This is a genomic window from Paracoccus binzhouensis, assembly GCF_016446475.1.
GTDB classification, from domain to species: Bacteria; Pseudomonadota; Alphaproteobacteria; order Rhodobacterales; family Rhodobacteraceae; genus Paracoccus; species Paracoccus binzhouensis.
In genome coordinates this window covers 8,869-25,931 of the sequence record NZ_JAEHFP010000062.1, presented here as the reverse complement: position 1 = coordinate 25,931, position 17,063 = coordinate 8,869, and the positions used below count along the sequence as shown (strand labels likewise).

Here is a 17,063-nt window from a genome sequence, read left to right as displayed (position 1 = left end):
CCGGCCGGCGCCGGGCGGCCGGCAGCCAGCCGCGCCGGATCCGGCGCAAGCGGCGCGCCAGGCTGCGTGCGCTCCGGGCAAGCTCCAGCAGAGGCGGGCTGCGGCGGATCAGGTCATGGATCAGGCGGAGCGGATCGACGGGCATGATGCCTGTTCCTTGACGGTCGCAGCGGGAATGCCTGTGCCTTGGGGTAGCCGCCGCCGCGCCGGCATGCAAGACGGCGCGGCTTGCTTGCTTGACCCGCGCGCGGGAAACCGCTAGAGGGGCGCATCGCTTCCATTCGTCCGCGTCTGCGACGAATCGGTTGCATCGGGTCGGGCCGCCATATTCAGGCGGCCTGCTCTTGTTTTATACGGTTCGACGCTGGCGGTGCGTGGTGTGTCGTCAGCCTCTCAACTGGAACTCCCCGCAAGAGGGATGAGAATGCAAAGCCAGAATATCCGCATCCGGTTGAAGGCGTTCGATTACCGCGTCCTGGATGCCAGCACGCAGGAAATCGTCAACACCGCCAAGCGCACCGGCGCGCAGGTCCGCGGCCCGATTCCGCTGCCCAACAAGATCGAGAAGTTCACCGTCCTGCGCGGTCCGCATATCGACAAGAAATCCCGCGACCAGTGGGAAATCCGCACGCACAAGCGCCTGCTGGACATCGTCGACCCGACCCCGCAGACCGTCGACGCCCTGATGAAGCTTGACCTCGCCGCCGGCGTGGATGTCGAGATCAAGGTGTAAGGAGGCTGACATGCTGCGGACTGGTGTAATCGCCAAGAAGCTGGGCATGACCCGGCTGTTCCTGGAAGACGGGCGTCAGGTGCCCGTCACCGTTCTGCACGTGGACAACGTGCAGGTCATCGCTCAGCGCACCGCCGAGAAAGACGGCTATGTGGCGCTGCAGCTCGGCGCGGGCGAGGCCAAGGCCAAGCGCACGACCGCCGCGCTGCGTGGCCATTTCGCCAAGGCGAATGTCGCGCCCAAGCGCAAGATCGCGGAATTCCGCGTTGCGCCCGAAAACCTGGTCGAGGTGGGCGAGGAGATCATCGCCGACCACTACTTCGCCGGGCAATATGTCGACATCGCCGGCACCTCGATCGGCAAGGGCTTTGCCGGTGCGATGAAGCGCCACAATTTCGGCGGTCTGCGCGCCTCGCACGGCGTGTCGATCAGCCACCGCTCGCATGGTTCGACCGGCCAGTGCCAGGACCCCGGCAAGGTGTTCAAGGGCAAGAAGATGGCCGGCCACCTGGGTGCCGTGCGCGTCACCACCCAGAACCTGCAGGTCGTCAAGACCGATGCCGAGCGTGGCCTGATCATGGTCAAGGGCTCGGTGCCGGGCTCCAAGGGTGGCTGGGTCACCATCAAGGACGCCGTGAAGAAGCCGCTGGCCGAAGCCACGATCTTCCCCGCCGCGACCCGCGCCAAGGCCAAGGAAGCCGCGCGTCTGGCCGAAGAAGCCGCTGCCGCCGCTGCCGCCGAGGAAGAAGCTGCCCGCAAGGCCGCCGCTGAAGCCGAAGCCGCCGCGCAAGAGGCTGCCCTGGCCGAAGCCCAGGCCTCGATCGAGGCCGAGAAGGCTGCTGACGGTGCTGCCGAGGACAACGCCGCGCCCGAAGGAGAAAGCAAATGAAACTCGATGTGATCACGCTCGACGCCGGCAAGGCCGGTGACATCGACCTGAGCGATGACATCTTCGGGCTCGAGCCGCGTGCGGACCTGCTGCATCGCGTCGTGCGCTGGCAGCGTGCGAAGGCGCAGGCGGGCACCCATTCGGTGCTGGGCAAGTCGGATGTCAGCTATTCGACCAAGAAGATTTACCGCCAGAAGGGCACCGGCGGCGCCCGCCACGGCTCGCGCAAAGCGCCGATCTTCCGTCACGGCGGCGTCTACAAGGGCCCGACCCCGCGCAGCCACGCCTTCGACCTGCCCAAGAAGGTCCGCGCGCTTGGCCTGAAGCACGCACTGTCGGCCAAGGCCGCCGCGGGCGAGCTGGTGGTCGTGGACAGCCTGAACATCACTGAGGCCAAGACCTCGGCCGTCGCCAAGGCGGTCAAGGAGAACGGCTGGAAGCGCGTGCTGGTGATCGACGGTGCCGAAGTGAACGAGAACTTCGCCCGCGCCGCCCGCAACCTCGAAGGCGTCGATGTGCTGCCCTCGATCGGTGCCAACGTCTATGACATCCTGCGTCGCGACACGCTCGTGCTGACGCGCGCCGGTGTCGAAGCTCTGGAGGCTCGCCTGAAATGAGCGTGAAACCCGAACATTACGACGTGATCGTCAAGCCGATCATCACCGAGAAGGCGACGCTGGTGTCCGATGCCAACGCCTATGTCTTCCAGGTGGCCAAGGATTCGACCAAGCCGGCGATCAAGCAGGCCGTCGAGGCCCTGTTCAACGTCAAGGTGAAGGGCGTGAACACGACCATCACCAAGGGCAAGACCAAGCGTTTCCGCGGCCGTCCCGGCGTCCGCTCGGACGTGAAGAAGGCCTATGTGACGCTGGAAGCTGGCAACAGCATCGACGTCTCGACCGGCCTCTGATAAGAAGCCTGCGAATCGACGGCCCCGGCAGCGGGGCCGTCGCCATTTGACTGAAACGGACCAGCAACGGTCCAAAGCAACGGAAGACAGAAAGCATGGCACTCAAGTCGTATAAGCCGACGACGCCTGGCCAGCGTGGGCTGGTTCTGATCGACCGTTCGGAGCTTTGGAAAGGGCGCCCGGTCAAGTCCCTCACGGAAGGGTTGACCAAGAACGGCGGCCGGAACAACACCGGACGGATCACGATGCGCCGCAAGGGCGGCGGGGCGAAGCGTCTCTATCGCATCGTCGATTTCAAGCGCACCAAGTTCGATGTTTCGGCGACCGTCGAGCGGATCGAATACGATCCCAACCGCACCGCCTTCATCGCGCTGATCAAATACGAAGACGGCGAGCAGGCCTATATCCTGGCCCCGCAGCGTCTGGCCGTGGGTGACAAGGTCATCGCCGGCGCCAAGGTCGACGTGAAGCCCGGCAACGCGATGCCCTTCAGCGGCATGCCGATCGGCACCATCGTCCACAATGTCGAGCTGAAGCCCGGCAAGGGCGGTCAGATCGCCCGCTCGGCTGGCACCTATGCCCAGTTCGTCGGTCGCGACGGCGGCTATGCCCAGATCCGCCTGTCCTCGGGCGAGCTGCGTCTGGTGCGCCAGGAATGCATGGCCACCATCGGCGCCGTGTCGAACTCGGACCACTCGAACCAGAACCTCGGCAAGGCCGGCCGCAACCGCCACAAGGGCATCCGCCCCAGCGTGCGCGGTGTCGCGATGAACCCGATCGACCACCCGCATGGCGGTGGCGAGGGCCGGACCTCGGGCGGCCGTCACCCGGTCACTCCCTGGGGCAAGGGCACCAAGGGCACCAGGACCCGCTCGAACAAATCGACCGACAAGTACATCCTGCGGTCGCGTCACGCGAAGAAGGGGCGTTAATCCATGGCACGTTCTGTTTGGAAGGGCCCCTTTGTCGATGCCTATGTGCTTCGCAAGGCCGAGAAAGCCCGCGAATCCGGCAAGTCGGACGTCATCAAGATCTGGTCGCGTCGTTCGACCATCCTGCCGCAATTCGTCGGCCTGACCTTCGGCGTCTACAACGGCCAGAAGCATATCCCGGTCTCGGTGACCGAGGAGATGATCGGCCAGAAGTTCGGTGAATACTCGCCGACCCGGACCTATTACGGTCACGCCGCCGACAAGAAAGCGAAAAGGAAGTAATCCCCATGGGTAAGGAAAAGAATCCGCGCCGCGTGGCGGAGAACGAGGCCTTTGCGAAGGCGAAGATGCTGCGCACCTCGCCGCAGAAGCTGAACCTGGTCGCCGGCATGATCCGCGGCAAGAAGGTCGAGAAGGCCCTGGCCGACCTGACCTTCTCGAAGCGCCGCATCGCCGGCGACGTGAAGAAATGCCTGCAATCGGCCATTGCCAATGCCGAGAACAACCACAACCTCGATGTCGACAACCTGGTCGTCGCCGAGGCCTGGGTCGGCAAGAACCTGGTCATGAAGCGTGGCCGTCCGCGCGCCCGCGGTCGCTACGGCAAGATCATGAAGCCGTTTTCGGAAATCACCATCAAGGTCCGTCAGGTCGAGGCCATTGAAGCCGGGGAGCGCGCGTAATGGGTCAGAAGGTAAACCCCATCGGGATGCGTCTCCAGGTCAACCGCACCTGGGACAGCCGCTGGTATGCGGATGACAAGGACTACGGCAATCTGCTGCTGGAAGACCTGAAGATCCGCGACTTCATCCGCAAGGAAGCGAAGCAGGCCGGCGTCAGCCGCGTGGTGATCGAGCGTCCGCACAAGAAATGCCGCGTGACGATCTATGCTGCGCGCCCGGGTGTCATCATCGGCAAGAAAGGCGCCGATATCGAGACCCTGCGCAAGAAGCTGGCGAACTTCACCGGCTCGGAACTGCACCTCAACATCGTCGAGGTCCGCAAGCCCGAACTGGACGCCCAGCTGGTGGCCGAGTCGATCGCCCAGCAGCTCGAGCGCCGGGTGTCGTTCCGCCGCGCCATGAAGCGCGCGGTGCAGAACGCCATGCGCATGGGCGCGCTGGGGATCCGGGTGAACGTCTCGGGCCGCCTGGGCGGCGCCGAGATCGCCCGCACCGAATGGTATCGCGAGGGCCGGGTGCCGCTGCACACGCTGCGCGCCGACATCGACTATGCGCTGTCGGAGGCTTCGACCCCCTACGGGATCATCGGCGTGAAGGTCTGGATCTTCAAGGGCGAGATCATGGAGCACGACCCGCAGGCCCGCGACCGCCGCGCCACCGAAGCGCAGGACGGCCCGTCGCCCCGCGGTCCGCGCCGTGATCGCGACCGCGACGCGCGCTAAGGAGAAGAAGCAATGCTGCAACCGAAACGGACCAAGTTCCGCAAACAGCACAAGGGCCGCATCCATGGCGAGGCCAAGGGCGGGTTCAACCTGAACTTCGGCTCCTACGCGCTGAAGGCCATCGAGCCCGAGCGCGTCACCGCGCGCCAGATCGAGGCGGCCCGCCGCGCGATCACCCGCCACATGAAGCGTCAGGGCCGGGTCTGGATCCGGATCTTCCCGGACGTGCCGGTTTCCTCGAAGCCGACCGAAGTGCGGATGGGTAAGGGCAAGGGTTCGGTGGACTACTGGGCGGCCCGCGTCCATCCCGGCCGGATCATGTTCGAGATCGACGGCGTGAACGACGCCATCGCCCGCGAAGCCCTGCGCCTGGGCGCGCAGAAGCTGCCGGTGCTGACCCGCATCGTCGCCCGCGAAGACTGGTAATTCGCCTACGCAAGCGATTTGGCGCCCCGCCGCGACAGTGGCGGGGCGCTGCATTTCTGGCCTGTCCCGACAATCGGGGTTGCCAAGCAGCGGCATTCCCTGTATGGGCAGGCCTTCATCACGAAACTCCACCGGAATCAGGGTGGCCCTGCAGGGCAGGGGCTCTCCGGTGATGTTGAAAGGAAGAGGCGCATGAAAGCGCAGGAACTGAAAGACAAGACGCCGGAACAGCTGCGCGAGCAGCTTCTGTCGCTGAAGAAGGAAGCGTTCAATCTGCGCTTCCAGCAGGCCACCGGCCAGCTCGAATCGACCGCCCGCATGCGCGCCGTCCGCCGCGACGTCGCCCGTGTGAAAACCATTCTGAACCAGAAAGCGGCGGAAGCCGCGGCGTCGAACTGAGGAGACCCGGTCCATGCCCAAACGCATCCTGCAAGGCAAGGTCGTCAGCGACAAGAACGAACAGACCGTCACCGTCCTGGTCGAGCGTCGCTTCAAGCATCCGCTGCTGCACAAGACCGTGCGGTCGTCGAAGAAATACCGCGCGCATGACGCGCAGAACCAGTTCAAGGTCGGTGACATCGTTCGCATCGTCGAATGCGCGCCGATCTCGAAGACCAAGCGCTGGACCGTGCTGACCGAAGCCACCGAGGCTTCGGCCTGAGGCCCAGTTTAATCGATACCCTGGGGCCGGCCCATGATCATGGTCGTGCCGGTCCCCAAAGGTCGGGAGTAACCAAATGATCCAGATGCAGACCAATCTGGATGTCGCTGACAACTCCGGCGCGCGCCGGGTGCAGTGCATCAAGGTCCTGGGTGGTTCGCACCGTCGCTATGCGTCGGTGGGCGACATCATCGTCGTCTCCGTCAAGGAGGCCATCCCGCGCGGCCGCGTGAAGAAAGGTGACGTCCGCAAGGCCGTCGTCGTGCGCACCGCCAAAGAAGTGAAGCGCGAGGACGGCACCTCGATCCGCTTCGACCGCAACGCCGCCGTCATCCTGAACAACCAGGGCGAACCGGTCGGCACCCGGATCTTCGGGCCGGTCGTGCGCGAGCTGCGCGCCAAGAACTTCATGAAGATCATCTCGCTTGCGCCGGAGGTGCTGTGATGGCTGCCAAGCTGAAAAAGGGCGACAAGGTCGTCGTGCTGACCGGCAAGGACAAGGGCAAGCAGGGCGAGATCACCGCGGTGTTCCCGAAAGAGAACAAGGCCGTGGTTGACGGCGTCAACATCGCGATCCGTCACCAGCGCCAGACCCAGACCAGCCAGGGCGGCCGCGTGGCCAAGGCCATGCCGATCGACCTGTCGAACCTCGCGCTGCTGGACAAGAACGGCAAAGCGACCCGCGTCGGCTTCCGCGTGGAAGGCGACCAGAAGGTCCGTTATGCCAAGACCACGGGAGACGTGATCTGATGCTGGACCAAGCCAATTACACCCCGCGTCTGAAGTCGCTCTACAAGGACAGCATCCGTGCTGCCCTGAAGGAAGAGTTCGGCTACAAGAACGACATGCAGATCCCGCGCCTGGACAAGATCGTCCTGAACATGGGCATCGGCGAGGCGGTCAAGGACACCAAGAAGGTCAAGCAGGGCGCCGAGGAACTGTCGCTGATCGCCGGCCAGAAGGCCGTGATCACCAAGGCCAAGAAGTCGATCGCCGGTTTCCGCGTCCGCGAGGAAATGCCGCTGGGCTGCAAGGTCACGCTGCGCGGCGACCGGATGTACGAATTCCTCGACCGCCTGATCAACATCGCGCTGCCCCGCGTCCGCGACTTCCGCGGCGTCAAGGGCACGGCTTTCGACGGCCGCGGCAACTATGCCATGGGCCTGAAGGAGCACATCGTTTTCCCGGAAATCAACTTCGACAAGGTCGACGAAGTCCTGGGGATGGACATCATCATCTGCACCACCGCGAAGACCGACGCGGAAGCGAAATCCCTGCTGAAGGCATTCAACATGCCGTTCAACAGCTGATCGCGGAGGGAAGAAGATATGGCTAAGAAATCCATGGTCGAGCGCGAGAAGAAGCGCGAGCGTCTGGTTCAGAAATACGCCGCCAAGCGCGCCGCGCTGAACGAGATCGTCCACGATCAGTCCCTGCCGATGGAAGAGCGCTTCAAGGCCAGCCTGAAACTGGCTGAACTGCCGCGCAACTCCTCGGCGACGCGCCTGCACAACCGGTGCCAGCTCACCGGCCGTCCGCATGCGTATTACCGTAAACTGAAACTGTCGCGGATCATGCTGCGCGAGCTCGGCTCGTTCGGCCAGATCCCCGGCATGGTCAAATCGAGCTGGTAAGGGGGCAATATGTCGATGAACGATCCGCTCGGCGATATGCTGACCCGCATCCGCAACGCTCAGATGCGCGGCAAATCGACCGTCCGCACCCCGGGCTCCAAGCTGCGTGCCTGGGTCCTGGACGTGCTGAAAGCCGAAGGCTACATCCGCGGCTATGAAGAAGTGACGACCGAGGCCGGTCACAAGGAACTGGAAATCAGCCTGAAATACTACGAAGGCACTCCGGTCATCCGCGAACTGGCCCGCGTGTCCAAGCCCGGCCGCCGCGTCTATGCCGGCGCCAAGGAAATCCCCATGGTCCGCAACGGCCTGGGCGTTTCCATCGTCTCGACGCCCAAGGGCGTCATGTCTGATGCAGCGGCTCGCAGCGCCAATGTCGGCGGCGAAGTCCTCTGCACCGTGTTCTAAGGAGGGCAGCAATGTCTCGGATTGGTAAGAAACCGGTCGCCCTCCCCAAGGGCGTGACCGCAGAGATCAAGGGCCAGACCATCGAGGTCAAGGGTCCGAAGGGCAGCCGCAGCTTCACCGCGACCGACGACGTGACGCTGAGCCTCGAGGAGGGCGCCGTCAAGGTGACCCCGCGCGGCCAGTCCAAGCGCGCCCGGCAGCAATGGGGCATGACCCGTTCGATGGTCGAGAACCTGACCGTCGGCGTCACCGAAGGCTTCAGGAAAGAGCTGGAAATCCAGGGCGTCGGCTACCGCGCCCAGATGCAGGGCAAGACCCTGAAGCTCGCCCTGGGCTATTCGCATGACGTGAACTTCGAAACGCCGGAAGGCGTGACCATCACGGCGCCGAAGCAGACCGAGATCGTGGTCGAGGGCATCGACCAGCAGTTGGTCGGCCAGGTCGCCGCGAACATCCGCGAGTGGCGCCGCCCCGAGCCCTACAAGGGCAAGGGCATCCGCTACAAGGGTGAGGTCATCTTCCGCAAGGAAGGCAAGAAGAAGTAAGGGGCGCGAAAATGGCACTGAACAAGAGAGAGCTGTTCCTGAAGCGCCGCCTGCGCGTGCGGAACAAATTGCGGGCCATCTCGGACGGTCGTCCGCGCCTGTCCGTTCACCGTTCTTCCAAGAACATCAGCGTCCAGGTGATCGACGACGCGAAGGGGGTCACGCTGGCCGCCGCCTCGTCGCTGGAAAAGGACCTGGGCGTTGTCGGCAAGAACAACCTGGAAGCCGCGGCCAAGATCGGCGCTGCCATTGCGGAGCGCGCGAAGAAGGCCGGCGTCGAAGAGGTGATCTTCGACCGCGGCGGTTTCCTGTTCCACGGCAAGATCAAGGCTCTGGCCGACGCAGCCCGCGAAGGCGGTCTGAAGTTCTGATCTGATGCGGGCGGCGCTTTCCGATACGGGCGCGCCGCCCCGATGATCCGGGGGTTGGCCGCCCGCGCGGCCGCCCACCAGGATTGGCTCCAACGGCGCGGATCGCGCGCCAGATTACAAGGAATGCCTGAATGGCAGAACGTGAACATCGTCGGGGTCGCCGCGAAGAGCGCGAGGAAACCCCGGAATTCGCCGACCGTCTGGTCGCGATCAACCGCGTGTCGAAAACCGTCAAGGGCGGCAAGCGCTTCGGCTTCGCGGCCCTGGTGGTCGTCGGCGACCAGCGCGGCCGCGTCGGCTTCGGTAAGGGCAAGGCGAAGGAAGTGCCCGAGGCGATCCGCAAGGCGACCGAGCAGGCCAAGCGCGGCCTGATCCGCGTGCCGCTGCGCGACGGCCGTACCCTGCATCATGACATCGAGGGCCGTCACGGCGCCGGCAAGGTCATCATGCGCACCGCCGTCCCGGGGACCGGCATCATCGCCGGCGGTCCGATGCGCGCCGTGTTCGAGATGCTGGGCGTCCAGGACGTCGTGGCCAAGTCGCAGGGCTCGCAGAACCCCTACAACATGATCCGTGCCACCATCGACGGCCTCAAGAAGGAAGCCTCGCCCCGCAACGTCGCCCAGCGTCGCGGCAAGAAGGTGGCCGAGATCCTGCCCTCGAACGACAAGCCGGCTGACGCCGCCGTCGAAGCGTAAGGAGAGGCTGCAATGGCTAAAACCATCGTCGTCAAGCAGATCGGCTCGCCGATCCGCCGTCCGGCCATCCAGCGCGAGACGCTGAAGGGCCTGGGCCTGAACAAGATGAACCGCACCCGCGAGCTGGAAGACACGCCGGCCGTGCGCGGCATGGTCGCCAAGATCCCGCATCTGGCCGTCATCATCGAAGAGCGCGGCTGATTCCAGCCCTCGCGACCGTCAGGAAGCGCCCCGGAGAAATCCGGGGCGTTTTTCCTTGCCGCGTTAACGCTTTGCTAACCCTTTCGCCCTAGCCTGTCGCCGACCGAGGGCGCGGAACGGGGGCGGAACATGCGCGGCATTCTCTGCTGTCTGGCGGCGCTGCTGCTGTCGCCGGCCGCGCTGGCGGGACCATGGGCGCGCGATCCGGGCGGCGTCTTCGCAGCTGTTTCGACCAAGCAGGACGGCGACAACAACCGCTATGCCAGCCTTTACGCGGAATACGGGCTCGGCCGGCGCGACACGCTGGGGCTGGAACTGGGCGATGCGCGGGGCGAGCGGACGATCCTGCTTTGGTGGCAGCGGGCGCTTGGCCGGGCCGAGGGGCCGAACCGCTTCGCGGTGTCGCTGGGCCTGGGTGCCATCCGCCGCGACGGGCGCTATCACCCGTTGGCGCAGATCGGCACCGCCTGGGGCAGGGGGTTCGACAGCATCCCGCTGCTGCGCCGCATTCCCGGCGGCGGCTGGCTGGCGGTGGAAAGCCGCTCGAAGCTCGCGGTGCTGACCCTGGAATACCCGGAGGAGCCGAACGTGGTCTGGGAGGATCCGACCTATCTGACGCCCGAGACCACCCACAAGCTGGACCTGACCCTCGGCTGGCACGCGCGCGACGATCTGATGCTGATCCAGCAGTTCCGCTTCGAGCAGCGCGACGATACCGGCTTTTCCGCCAGGCTGGCGGTCTCGGCCGTGCGCGACCTCTGGGGCCCGGCCAGGGTCGAGCTGGGGGTGATCGCGCCGCTGGCGGGCGAGGGCGAGCTGGCGCTGAAGCTGGGCAGCTGGCTGGAATTCTGAGCGCCCGCCGCGGCCCGGCGCTGCCAGCTTGACCCGGCCGGGCGCAGCCGGTAGAAGCCGCCGGTGTCCCTTTGGACATCGACGACTCAACAAGCAAGAAATGCCGCGTCCGCCCCCTTCGCTTCATGGGGCGCTTCCGGCCAAGGAGAAGCGATATGAAACTGCATGAACTCCGCGACAATCCCGGCGCGAACCGCAAGAAGAAGCGCGTCGCGCGCGGCCCCGGCTCGGGCAAGGGCAAGACCGCCGGTCGTGGCATCAAGGGCCAGACCTCGCGGTCGGGCGTGGCGCTGAACGGCTACGAAGGCGGCCAGATGCCGCTTTACCGCCGCCTGCCCAAGCGCGGCTTCTCGAAGCCGAATCGCCTGGATTTCGCGGTGGTGAACCTGGGCCAGCTGCAAGCCTTCGTCGACGCGGGCAAGCTGGATGCGAAGGCCGAGGTGACCGAGGACGCGCTGGTCGCGGCCGGCGTCATCCGCCGCAAGCTGGACGGCGTGCGCGTGCTGGCCAAGGGCGAGCTGAAAGCCGCCCTGACCCTGACCGTCGCCGGCGCGTCGAAAGCCGCCGTCGAGGCGATCGAGAAGGCCGGTGGCAAGATCACCGTCACCCGCCCGGCGAAGGAAGCCGCGGCTGCCGCCGAATAAGCTGTTGAAGGGCGCGCCCGCGCCCCATAGATAGCTGTCAAGTTTTCCAGGCGCCGCGGGATCGGGAAACGATCCGGCGGCGCTGCCACGAAGGGGCACAAGCATGGCGTCAGCCGCAGAACAGATGGCCGCGAACCTTTCCTGGGGCGCGCTTGGCAAGGCGACCGAGCTTCGCCAGAGGATCTGGTTCACGCTCGGACTTCTCATCATCTATCGCCTCGGCACCTATATCCCGGTGCCGGGCATCGACGGCGCGAGCCTGCGCAACTTCATGGACCAGGCCCAGGCCGGCATCGGCGGCATCCTGTCGATGTTCACCGGCGGCGCGCTGGGGCGGATGGGCGTCTTCGCGCTGGGGATCATGCCCTATATCTCGGCCTCGATCATCGTGCAGCTGCTGGCCTCGATGGTCCCGGCGCTCGAGCAGCTCAAGAAAGAGGGCGAGCAGGGCCGCAAGAAGATCAACCAGTATACCCGATATGGCACCGTGGCGCTGGCGCTGTTCCAGGCCTGGGGTCTGGCGGTCAGCCTGGAGCACGGCAACCTCGCGCATGAGCCGGGGCTGTTCTTCCGCGCCTCGGTCGTCATCACCCTGGTCGGCGGCACCATGTTCCTGATGTGGCTGGGCGAGCAGATCACCGCCCGCGGCATCGGCAACGGCATCTCTCTGATCATCTTCGTCGGCATCGTGGCGGAAATTCCCGGCCACCTGGCGCAGTTCCTGGCCCAGGGCCGCTCGGGCGCCATCTCGACCCCGGTGATTCTGGGGGTGATCGTCATGGTCGCCGCGGTGATCGGCTTCGTGGTGTTCATGGAGCGGGCGCTGCGCAAGATCCACATCCAGTATCCGCGCCGCCAGGTCGGGATGAAGATCTATGACGGCCAGTCCAGCCACCTGCCGATCAAGGTGAACCCGGCCGGCGTCATCCCGGCGATCTTCGCCAGCTCGCTGCTGCTCTTGCCGGTGACGATCTCGACCTTCTCGGGCAACCAGACCGGGCCGGTGATGTCCACGATCCTGGCCTATTTCGGTCCCGGCCAGCCGCTCTACCTGCTGTTCTTCTGCGCGATGATCGTGTTCTTCACCTATTTCTACACGTTCAACGTCAGCTTCAAGACTGACGACGTGGCCGAGAACCTGAAGAACCAGGGCGGCTTCATCCCCGGCATCCGGCCCGGCAAGCGCACCGAGGACTACCTGACCTATGTGGTGACCCGGGTGCTGGTGATCGGCTCGGCCTATCTGGCGGCGGTCTGCCTGCTGCCCGAGGTCATCCGCCACCAGCTGTCGATCCCCTTCTATTTCGGTGGCACCTCGGTGCTGATCGTGGTCAGCGTGGTGATGGACACGATCAATCAGGTGCAAAGCCACTTGCTCGCGCATCAATACGAAGGTTTGATCGAGAAGTCGCAGCTGCGCGGCAAGCGCGGCAAGACCGGGGCGGCCAAGCCCCGCAAGGCCCCGGCACGGCGCTAGCGGCCAGGCCCGGCACAAGGCCGAAGGCCCACCAAAAAGGGTAGGAGAGGGACGACCACATGGCGATCAACATCATTCTGCTGGGCCCGCCCGGCGCCGGCAAAGGCACCCAGGCCCAGCGTCTGATCCAGGAACGCGGGTTGGTGCAGCTGTCCACCGGCGACATGCTGCGCGAGGCCCGCAGCTCGGGCACCGAGATGGGCAGGCGCGTGGCCGAGGTCATGGACCGCGGTGAGCTGGTCACGGATGAGATCGTCGTCGGCCTGATCCGCGAAAAGCTGGGACAGGGCGGCAAGGGCTTCATCTTCGACGGCTTCCCGCGCACCCTGGCCCAGGCCGATGCGCTGCAGGCGCTGATGGCCGAGATGGACCAGCGCATCGACGCGGTGATCGAGCTGCGGGTGGATGACGCGGCGCTGGTCTCGCGCATCGTCAAGCGCGCCGAGGAAACGCGCGCCGCCGGGCAGCCGGTGCGGCCGGACGATACGCCCGAGGTCTTTGCCGACCGGCTGCGCGAATACTACAAGAAGACCGCGCCCCTGCTGGGCTATTACTACGCCAAGGGCCAGTTGCGGCATGTCGACGGCATGGCGGCGATGGACGAAGTGGCGGCGCAGATCGGGGCGATCCTCGACAAGGAGGCGGGGCGGGGTTGACGCCCCGGCGGGAATCCCTTAATCCGCAGCATCTCGGATGAGAATCACCTCGCAAGGGGTGGCCGTTGAAGGCCCGAAGGCGATGCTTTCGGGTCTTTGGTTGTGAAAAAAGGTTCCGGCGCTACGGAACCGCAACATGAAAAGGAAAAACGCGTGGCTCGTATTGCTGGCGTCAACATTCCGACCGGGAAACGCGTCCCGATCGCCCTGACCTATATCCACGGGATCGGCTCGAAATTCGCCGACGAGATCGTCACCGCCGTCGGCATCGAGCCCACGCGCCGCGTGAACGAACTGTCGGATGCCGAAGTCCTGAAGATCCGCGAATACATCGACGCCAACTACACCGTCGAGGGCGACCTGCGCCGCGAGACGCAGATGAACATCAAGCGCCTGATGGACCTGGGCTCCTATCGGGGCCTGCGCCACCGTCGCGGTCTGCCGGTCCGCGGCCAGCGCACCCACACCAATGCCCGCACCCGCAAGGGCCCGGCGAAGCCGATCGCCGGCAAGAAGAAGTAAGGGGGAACGGACATGGCACGCGACAAGACCCGCATCAAGCGCAAGGAACGCAAGAACATCGCCACCGGCGTGGCGCATGTGAACAGCTCGTTCAACAACACCAAGATCCTGATCTCGGACGTGCAGGGCAACGCGATCTCGTGGTCGTCGGCCGGCACCATGGGCTTCAAGGGCTCGCGCAAATCGACCCCCTATGCCGCGCAGATGGCCGCCGAAGACGCCGGCAAGAAGGCGCAGGAGCACGGCGTCCGCACGCTGGAAGTCGAGGTGCAGGGCCCCGGCTCGGGCCGCGAATCGGCGCTGCGCGCGCTGGCCGCCGTCGGCTTCAACATCACGGCCATCCGTGACGTGACCCCGATCGCGCATAACGGCTGCCGCCCGCCGAAACGCCGCCGGGTCTGATCCCTCGGGATTTTGACGCGTTCCGCGCGGGGTTATCCCGTGCGGTGCGCGCTTTACGCATTTCACCTCGGGCGTTTCCGGCCACGGTCATGGGCTCGGGAACAGGTATGGAGGCAAACGCATGATCCACAAGAACTGGGCCGAACTCATCAAGCCCACCCAGCTTGAAATCAAGCCGGGTGCCGATTCGTCCCGCGTGGCCACCGTGGTCGCGGAACCGCTCGAGCGCGGCTTCGGCCTGACGCTGGGCAACGCCCTGCGCCGGGTGCTGCTGTCCTCGCTGCAGGGCGCGGCCATCACCTCGGTGCAGATCGACAACGTGCTGCACGAATTCTCGTCCGTCCCCGGCGTGCGCGAGGACGTGACCGACATCGTCCTGAACCTCAAGGGCGTGACGCTGAAGATGGACGTCGATGCGCCCAAGCGCCTGACGCTCTCGGCCAAGGGCCCGGGCGAGGTCAAGGCCGGCGACATCCAGGAATCGGCCGGCATCACCATCCTGAACCGCGACCACGTCATCTGCCACCTGGACGACGGCGCCGAGCTGCACATGGAACTGACCGTGGCGAACGGCAAGGGCTATGTCGCCGCCGACAAGAACCGTCCCGAGGACGCGCCCATCGGCCTGATCCCGATCGACGCCATCTTCTCGCCGGTGAAGCGCGTCAGCTACGAAGTCACGCCCACCCGCGAAGGGCAGGTGCTGGACTATGACAAGCTGACCATGAAGGTCGAGACCGACGGCTCGCTGACCCCGGAAGACGCCGTGGCCTATGCCGCGCGCATCATCCAGGACCAGCTTTCCGTGTTCGTGAACTTCGACGAGCCGGAAACTGCGACCCGCTCGGATGCCGAGGACGGTCTGGAATTCGACCCGCGCCTGCTGAAGAAGGTCGACGAGCTGGAACTGTCGGTGCGTTCGGCGAACTGCCTGAAGAACGACAACATCGTCTATATCGGCGACCTGATCCAGAAGACCGAAGCCGAGATGCTGCGCACCCCGAACTTCGGCCGCAAGTCGCTGAACGAGATCAAGGAAGTGCTCTCGGGCATGGGCCTGCACCTCGGCATGGATGTCGTGGACTGGCCGCCGGAGAACATCGAGGACCTGGCCAAGCGTTTCGACGACCAGTTCTAAGGAATACCCGGGGGCGCCATACGCGATGCGCGCCCCCGGAAATCCGGGCAATCCCGCCCCAAGGAGAGCGGCCCGCACGCATGGGCTGCCGGACAAAGCAAAAGACGTCATAGGAGATCAATCATGCGTCACGCCCGTGGCTACCGCCGCCTGAACCGCACCCACGAACACCGCAAGGCGCTGTTCGCCAACATGGCCGGCTCGCTGATCGAGCACGAGCAGATCAAGACCACGCTGCCGAAAGCCAAGGAACTGCGCCCGATCGTCGAGAAGCTGATCACGCTGGCGAAACGCGGCGACCTGCACGCCCGCCGCCAGGCCGATGCGCAGCTGAAGCAGGACCAGCACGTCGCCAAGCTGTTCGAGGTCCTCGGCGCCCGCTACAAGGACCGTCAGGGCGGCTATGTCCGCATCCTGAAGGCCGGCTTCCGCTATGGCGACATGGCGCCGATGGCGATCATCGAACTGGTCGACCGCGACACCAGCGCCAAGGGCGCCGCTGACCGCGCCCGGCTGGAAGCCGAATCGGCTGCCGACGAATCGTAAGAAAATTAACCCTTTCTTAGGGTTAAGAGATCGTTCACGCCCGCAGCCAAATCCTGGCTGCGGGTTTTTTGCAACAGGGCGGAATTCCTTCCGGCGATGGGTATCCTGCGCCGCGGCATGATTCGCCGCCTGCGCCGCGGCACGATGACCGGAAAACAAACGGAAATCGCCGCGACATCCTGGCGCTTGCCTTTTGCGGCTGGCTACGGCTATGGCAAGACGTGCCGGCAGGTTGACCCTGCGGCAGGGCGGAAAAACGTTGCTCGCAAACACGGTATTGCTTGAATACATTGCGAACCATGCCATTTTTCGTGGTAACCAAAGAAAAACGCAATCTGTCCAAAAAGTCATGTCATCTCGCGCGGAAATCAACGCAGCACTCGCCAAGCTGAAGAAACTCGCCCCGGCGGGTTATTTCATCGGGCTGCATATTCGTTTCGCTGCACCGTTGATGCAGTTCCAGACCTACAACAAGGAATGGGCGCAGCGCTATTCCGAGCGGGCCTATGCCCTGCGCGATCCCACCATCGCCTGGGGCTTCTCGACCACCGGGACCTGCCGGTGGAGCGTGCTGCCCATCCCGGACCCGTTCTCGATCCTTCAGGACGCGGCGGACCATGGGCTGCGCTACGGGCTGGCGGTGGCGCATGGTCCGATCAAGTCGCGCACGATTTGCTGCTTTGCCCATGACAAACGGGAATTCACGGATGACGAGATCGAATCGATCTCGACAATGGTACGACGGCTTCACGACATCACAGAGCCGCCGGAGAGCCTGACGAAGGCTCAGCAAGAGGCCCTTCGGTGTATCGCAGAGGGGGATCGTCATGCAGCGGCGGCTGCCAAACTTGGTATTACGGAAAGCGCATTCAAGGCTCGTCTCATTTCGGCGCGCGAAAGGCTGATGGCGCGCACGACCGCCGAGGCGCTGCAACGGGCCAAGGATTACCGCTTGCTATAAACGGTCCGTCCACCGTTGCGGTTTACACCTGGGGGCCACCACCACACCAACC

General features: G+C 64.9%; 30 protein-coding genes. All 30 read left to right on the top strand.

Features of this window, described 5'->3' with window-relative positions; translation table 11 throughout:
• Nucleotides 1-424 precede the first annotated feature (424 nt).
• The 30 genes from rpsJ to I9P22_RS14420 all read left to right on the top strand — a co-directional run bounded on the left by rpsJ (nt 425) and on the right by I9P22_RS14420 (nt 17,011).
• The gene (gene rpsJ / locus I9P22_RS14565; RefSeq protein WP_010400227.1) at nt 425-733 is read left to right on the top strand and encodes a 30S ribosomal protein S10; all 309 of its coding nucleotides are present in this window, start codon (nt 425-427) and stop codon (nt 731-733) included.
• Nucleotides 734-743: 10 nt separating this feature from the next.
• A complete protein-coding gene (rplC, locus tag I9P22_RS14560; RefSeq protein WP_199260189.1) occupies nt 744-1,622 on the top strand; it encodes a 50S ribosomal protein L3 in 879 nt (292 codons plus the stop codon).
• The gene (gene rplD / locus I9P22_RS14555) at nt 1,619-2,239 is read left to right on the top strand and encodes a 50S ribosomal protein L4 (RefSeq protein ID WP_199260188.1); all 621 of its coding nucleotides are present in this window, start codon (nt 1,619-1,621) and stop codon (nt 2,237-2,239) included. The genes rplC and rplD overlap by 4 nt, the downstream gene beginning before the upstream one ends.
• On the top strand, nt 2,236-2,532 hold the full coding sequence (locus I9P22_RS14550; protein WP_199260187.1) for a 50S ribosomal protein L23: 297 nt from the start codon (nt 2,236-2,238) through the stop codon (nt 2,530-2,532). The genes rplD and I9P22_RS14550 overlap by 4 nt, the downstream gene beginning before the upstream one ends.
• Nucleotides 2,533-2,627: 95 nt before the next feature.
• The gene (rplB, locus tag I9P22_RS14545; RefSeq protein WP_199260186.1) at nt 2,628-3,464 is read left to right on the top strand and encodes a 50S ribosomal protein L2; all 837 of its coding nucleotides are present in this window, start codon (nt 2,628-2,630) and stop codon (nt 3,462-3,464) included.
• Nucleotides 3,465-3,467: 3 nt separating this feature from the next.
• On the top strand, nt 3,468-3,746 hold the full coding sequence (gene rpsS, locus I9P22_RS14540) for a 30S ribosomal protein S19 (RefSeq protein WP_010400236.1): 279 nt from the start codon (nt 3,468-3,470) through the stop codon (nt 3,744-3,746).
• Between the two features lie 5 nt (nt 3,747-3,751).
• A complete protein-coding gene (rplV, locus tag I9P22_RS14535) occupies nt 3,752-4,147 on the top strand; it encodes a 50S ribosomal protein L22 (protein ID WP_199260185.1) in 396 nt (131 codons plus the stop codon).
• On the top strand, nt 4,147-4,869 hold the full coding sequence (gene rpsC / locus I9P22_RS14530) for a 30S ribosomal protein S3 (protein WP_058097361.1): 723 nt from the start codon (nt 4,147-4,149) through the stop codon (nt 4,867-4,869). The genes rplV and rpsC overlap by 1 nt, the downstream gene beginning before the upstream one ends.
• 12 nt (nt 4,870-4,881) lie before the next feature.
• On the top strand, nt 4,882-5,295 hold the full coding sequence (rplP, locus tag I9P22_RS14525) for a 50S ribosomal protein L16 (protein WP_024844057.1): 414 nt from the start codon (nt 4,882-4,884) through the stop codon (nt 5,293-5,295).
• A 192-nt stretch (nt 5,296-5,487) separates the two neighbouring features.
• Complete coding sequence (rpmC, locus tag I9P22_RS14520; RefSeq protein WP_199260184.1) at nt 5,488-5,694, top strand: 50S ribosomal protein L29; 207 nt, start codon at nt 5,488-5,490, stop codon at nt 5,692-5,694.
• Between the two features lie 13 nt (nt 5,695-5,707).
• On the top strand, nt 5,708-5,956 hold the full coding sequence (rpsQ, locus tag I9P22_RS14515) for a 30S ribosomal protein S17 (protein WP_024844059.1): 249 nt from the start codon (nt 5,708-5,710) through the stop codon (nt 5,954-5,956).
• Between the two features lie 76 nt (nt 5,957-6,032).
• Nucleotides 6,033-6,401, top strand: coding sequence for a 50S ribosomal protein L14 (rplN, locus tag I9P22_RS14510; protein ID WP_010400243.1), 369 nt, complete (start codon nt 6,033-6,035; stop codon nt 6,399-6,401).
• The gene (gene rplX / locus I9P22_RS14505; RefSeq protein ID WP_199260183.1) at nt 6,401-6,706 is read left to right on the top strand and encodes a 50S ribosomal protein L24; all 306 of its coding nucleotides are present in this window, start codon (nt 6,401-6,403) and stop codon (nt 6,704-6,706) included. The genes rplN and rplX overlap by 1 nt, the downstream gene beginning before the upstream one ends.
• Entirely contained in the window at nt 6,706-7,266 is a 561-nt protein-coding gene (gene rplE, locus I9P22_RS14500; protein WP_199260182.1) for a 50S ribosomal protein L5, read from the top strand. Before rplX ends, rplE begins: the two co-directional genes overlap by 1 nt.
• 18 nt (nt 7,267-7,284) lie before the next feature.
• On the top strand, nt 7,285-7,590 hold the full coding sequence (rpsN, locus tag I9P22_RS14495) for a 30S ribosomal protein S14 (protein WP_019351974.1): 306 nt from the start codon (nt 7,285-7,287) through the stop codon (nt 7,588-7,590).
• A gap of 9 nt (nt 7,591-7,599) precedes the next feature.
• The gene (gene rpsH, locus I9P22_RS14490) at nt 7,600-7,998 is read left to right on the top strand and encodes a 30S ribosomal protein S8 (RefSeq protein ID WP_199260181.1); all 399 of its coding nucleotides are present in this window, start codon (nt 7,600-7,602) and stop codon (nt 7,996-7,998) included.
• A gap of 11 nt (nt 7,999-8,009) precedes the next feature.
• Complete coding sequence (rplF, locus tag I9P22_RS14485) at nt 8,010-8,543, top strand: 50S ribosomal protein L6 (RefSeq protein WP_199260180.1); 534 nt, start codon at nt 8,010-8,012, stop codon at nt 8,541-8,543.
• A gap of 11 nt (nt 8,544-8,554) precedes the next feature.
• Nucleotides 8,555-8,914: a 50S ribosomal protein L18 gene (gene rplR, locus I9P22_RS14480; RefSeq protein WP_199260179.1), complete on the top strand. Its 360-nt coding sequence runs from the start codon at nt 8,555-8,557 to the stop codon at nt 8,912-8,914.
• A gap of 131 nt (nt 8,915-9,045) precedes the next feature.
• On the top strand, nt 9,046-9,612 hold the full coding sequence (rpsE, locus tag I9P22_RS14475; protein WP_199260178.1) for a 30S ribosomal protein S5: 567 nt from the start codon (nt 9,046-9,048) through the stop codon (nt 9,610-9,612).
• Nucleotides 9,613-9,624: 12 nt separating this feature from the next.
• Nucleotides 9,625-9,813 (top strand): 50S ribosomal protein L30, encoded by a 189-nt coding sequence (gene rpmD / locus I9P22_RS14470; RefSeq protein WP_011747117.1) that lies wholly within the window; start codon nt 9,625-9,627, stop codon nt 9,811-9,813.
• Between the two features lie 129 nt (nt 9,814-9,942).
• Nucleotides 9,943-10,665 carry a hypothetical protein gene (locus I9P22_RS14465; RefSeq protein ID WP_199260177.1) on the top strand — a complete coding sequence of 241 codons (723 nt, stop codon included), beginning with the start codon at nt 9,943-9,945 and terminating at the stop codon, nt 10,663-10,665.
• Nucleotides 10,666-10,820: 155 nt separating this feature from the next.
• Complete coding sequence (gene rplO / locus I9P22_RS14460) at nt 10,821-11,309, top strand: 50S ribosomal protein L15 (protein WP_199260176.1); 489 nt, start codon at nt 10,821-10,823, stop codon at nt 11,307-11,309.
• A 103-nt stretch (nt 11,310-11,412) separates the two neighbouring features.
• Nucleotides 11,413-12,786, top strand: a complete 1,374-nt coding sequence (gene secY / locus I9P22_RS14455; protein ID WP_199260175.1) for a preprotein translocase subunit SecY — start codon at nt 11,413-11,415, stop codon at nt 12,784-12,786.
• Between the two features lie 59 nt (nt 12,787-12,845).
• The gene (locus I9P22_RS14450) at nt 12,846-13,442 is read left to right on the top strand and encodes an adenylate kinase (protein ID WP_199260174.1); all 597 of its coding nucleotides are present in this window, start codon (nt 12,846-12,848) and stop codon (nt 13,440-13,442) included.
• Between the two features lie 153 nt (nt 13,443-13,595).
• Entirely contained in the window at nt 13,596-13,964 is a 369-nt protein-coding gene (gene rpsM, locus I9P22_RS14445) for a 30S ribosomal protein S13 (protein WP_058097434.1), read from the top strand.
• 12 nt (nt 13,965-13,976) lie between these two features.
• The gene (rpsK, locus tag I9P22_RS14440; RefSeq protein WP_011747123.1) at nt 13,977-14,366 is read left to right on the top strand and encodes a 30S ribosomal protein S11; all 390 of its coding nucleotides are present in this window, start codon (nt 13,977-13,979) and stop codon (nt 14,364-14,366) included.
• 121 nt (nt 14,367-14,487) lie between these two features.
• Nucleotides 14,488-15,504: a DNA-directed RNA polymerase subunit alpha gene (locus tag I9P22_RS14435; protein ID WP_199260173.1), complete on the top strand. Its 1,017-nt coding sequence runs from the start codon at nt 14,488-14,490 to the stop codon at nt 15,502-15,504.
• A 123-nt stretch (nt 15,505-15,627) separates the two neighbouring features.
• Entirely contained in the window at nt 15,628-16,050 is a 423-nt protein-coding gene (gene rplQ / locus I9P22_RS14430) for a 50S ribosomal protein L17 (protein ID WP_199260172.1), read from the top strand.
• Between the two features lie 96 nt (nt 16,051-16,146).
• Nucleotides 16,147-16,335 carry a hypothetical protein gene (locus tag I9P22_RS14425; protein WP_199260171.1) on the top strand — a complete coding sequence of 63 codons (189 nt, stop codon included), beginning with the start codon at nt 16,147-16,149 and terminating at the stop codon, nt 16,333-16,335.
• 64 nt (nt 16,336-16,399) lie between these two features.
• On the top strand, nt 16,400-17,011 hold the full coding sequence (locus I9P22_RS14420) for an autoinducer binding domain-containing protein (RefSeq protein ID WP_199260191.1): 612 nt from the start codon (nt 16,400-16,402) through the stop codon (nt 17,009-17,011).
• The last annotated feature ends 52 nt before the right edge of the window (nt 17,012-17,063 follow it).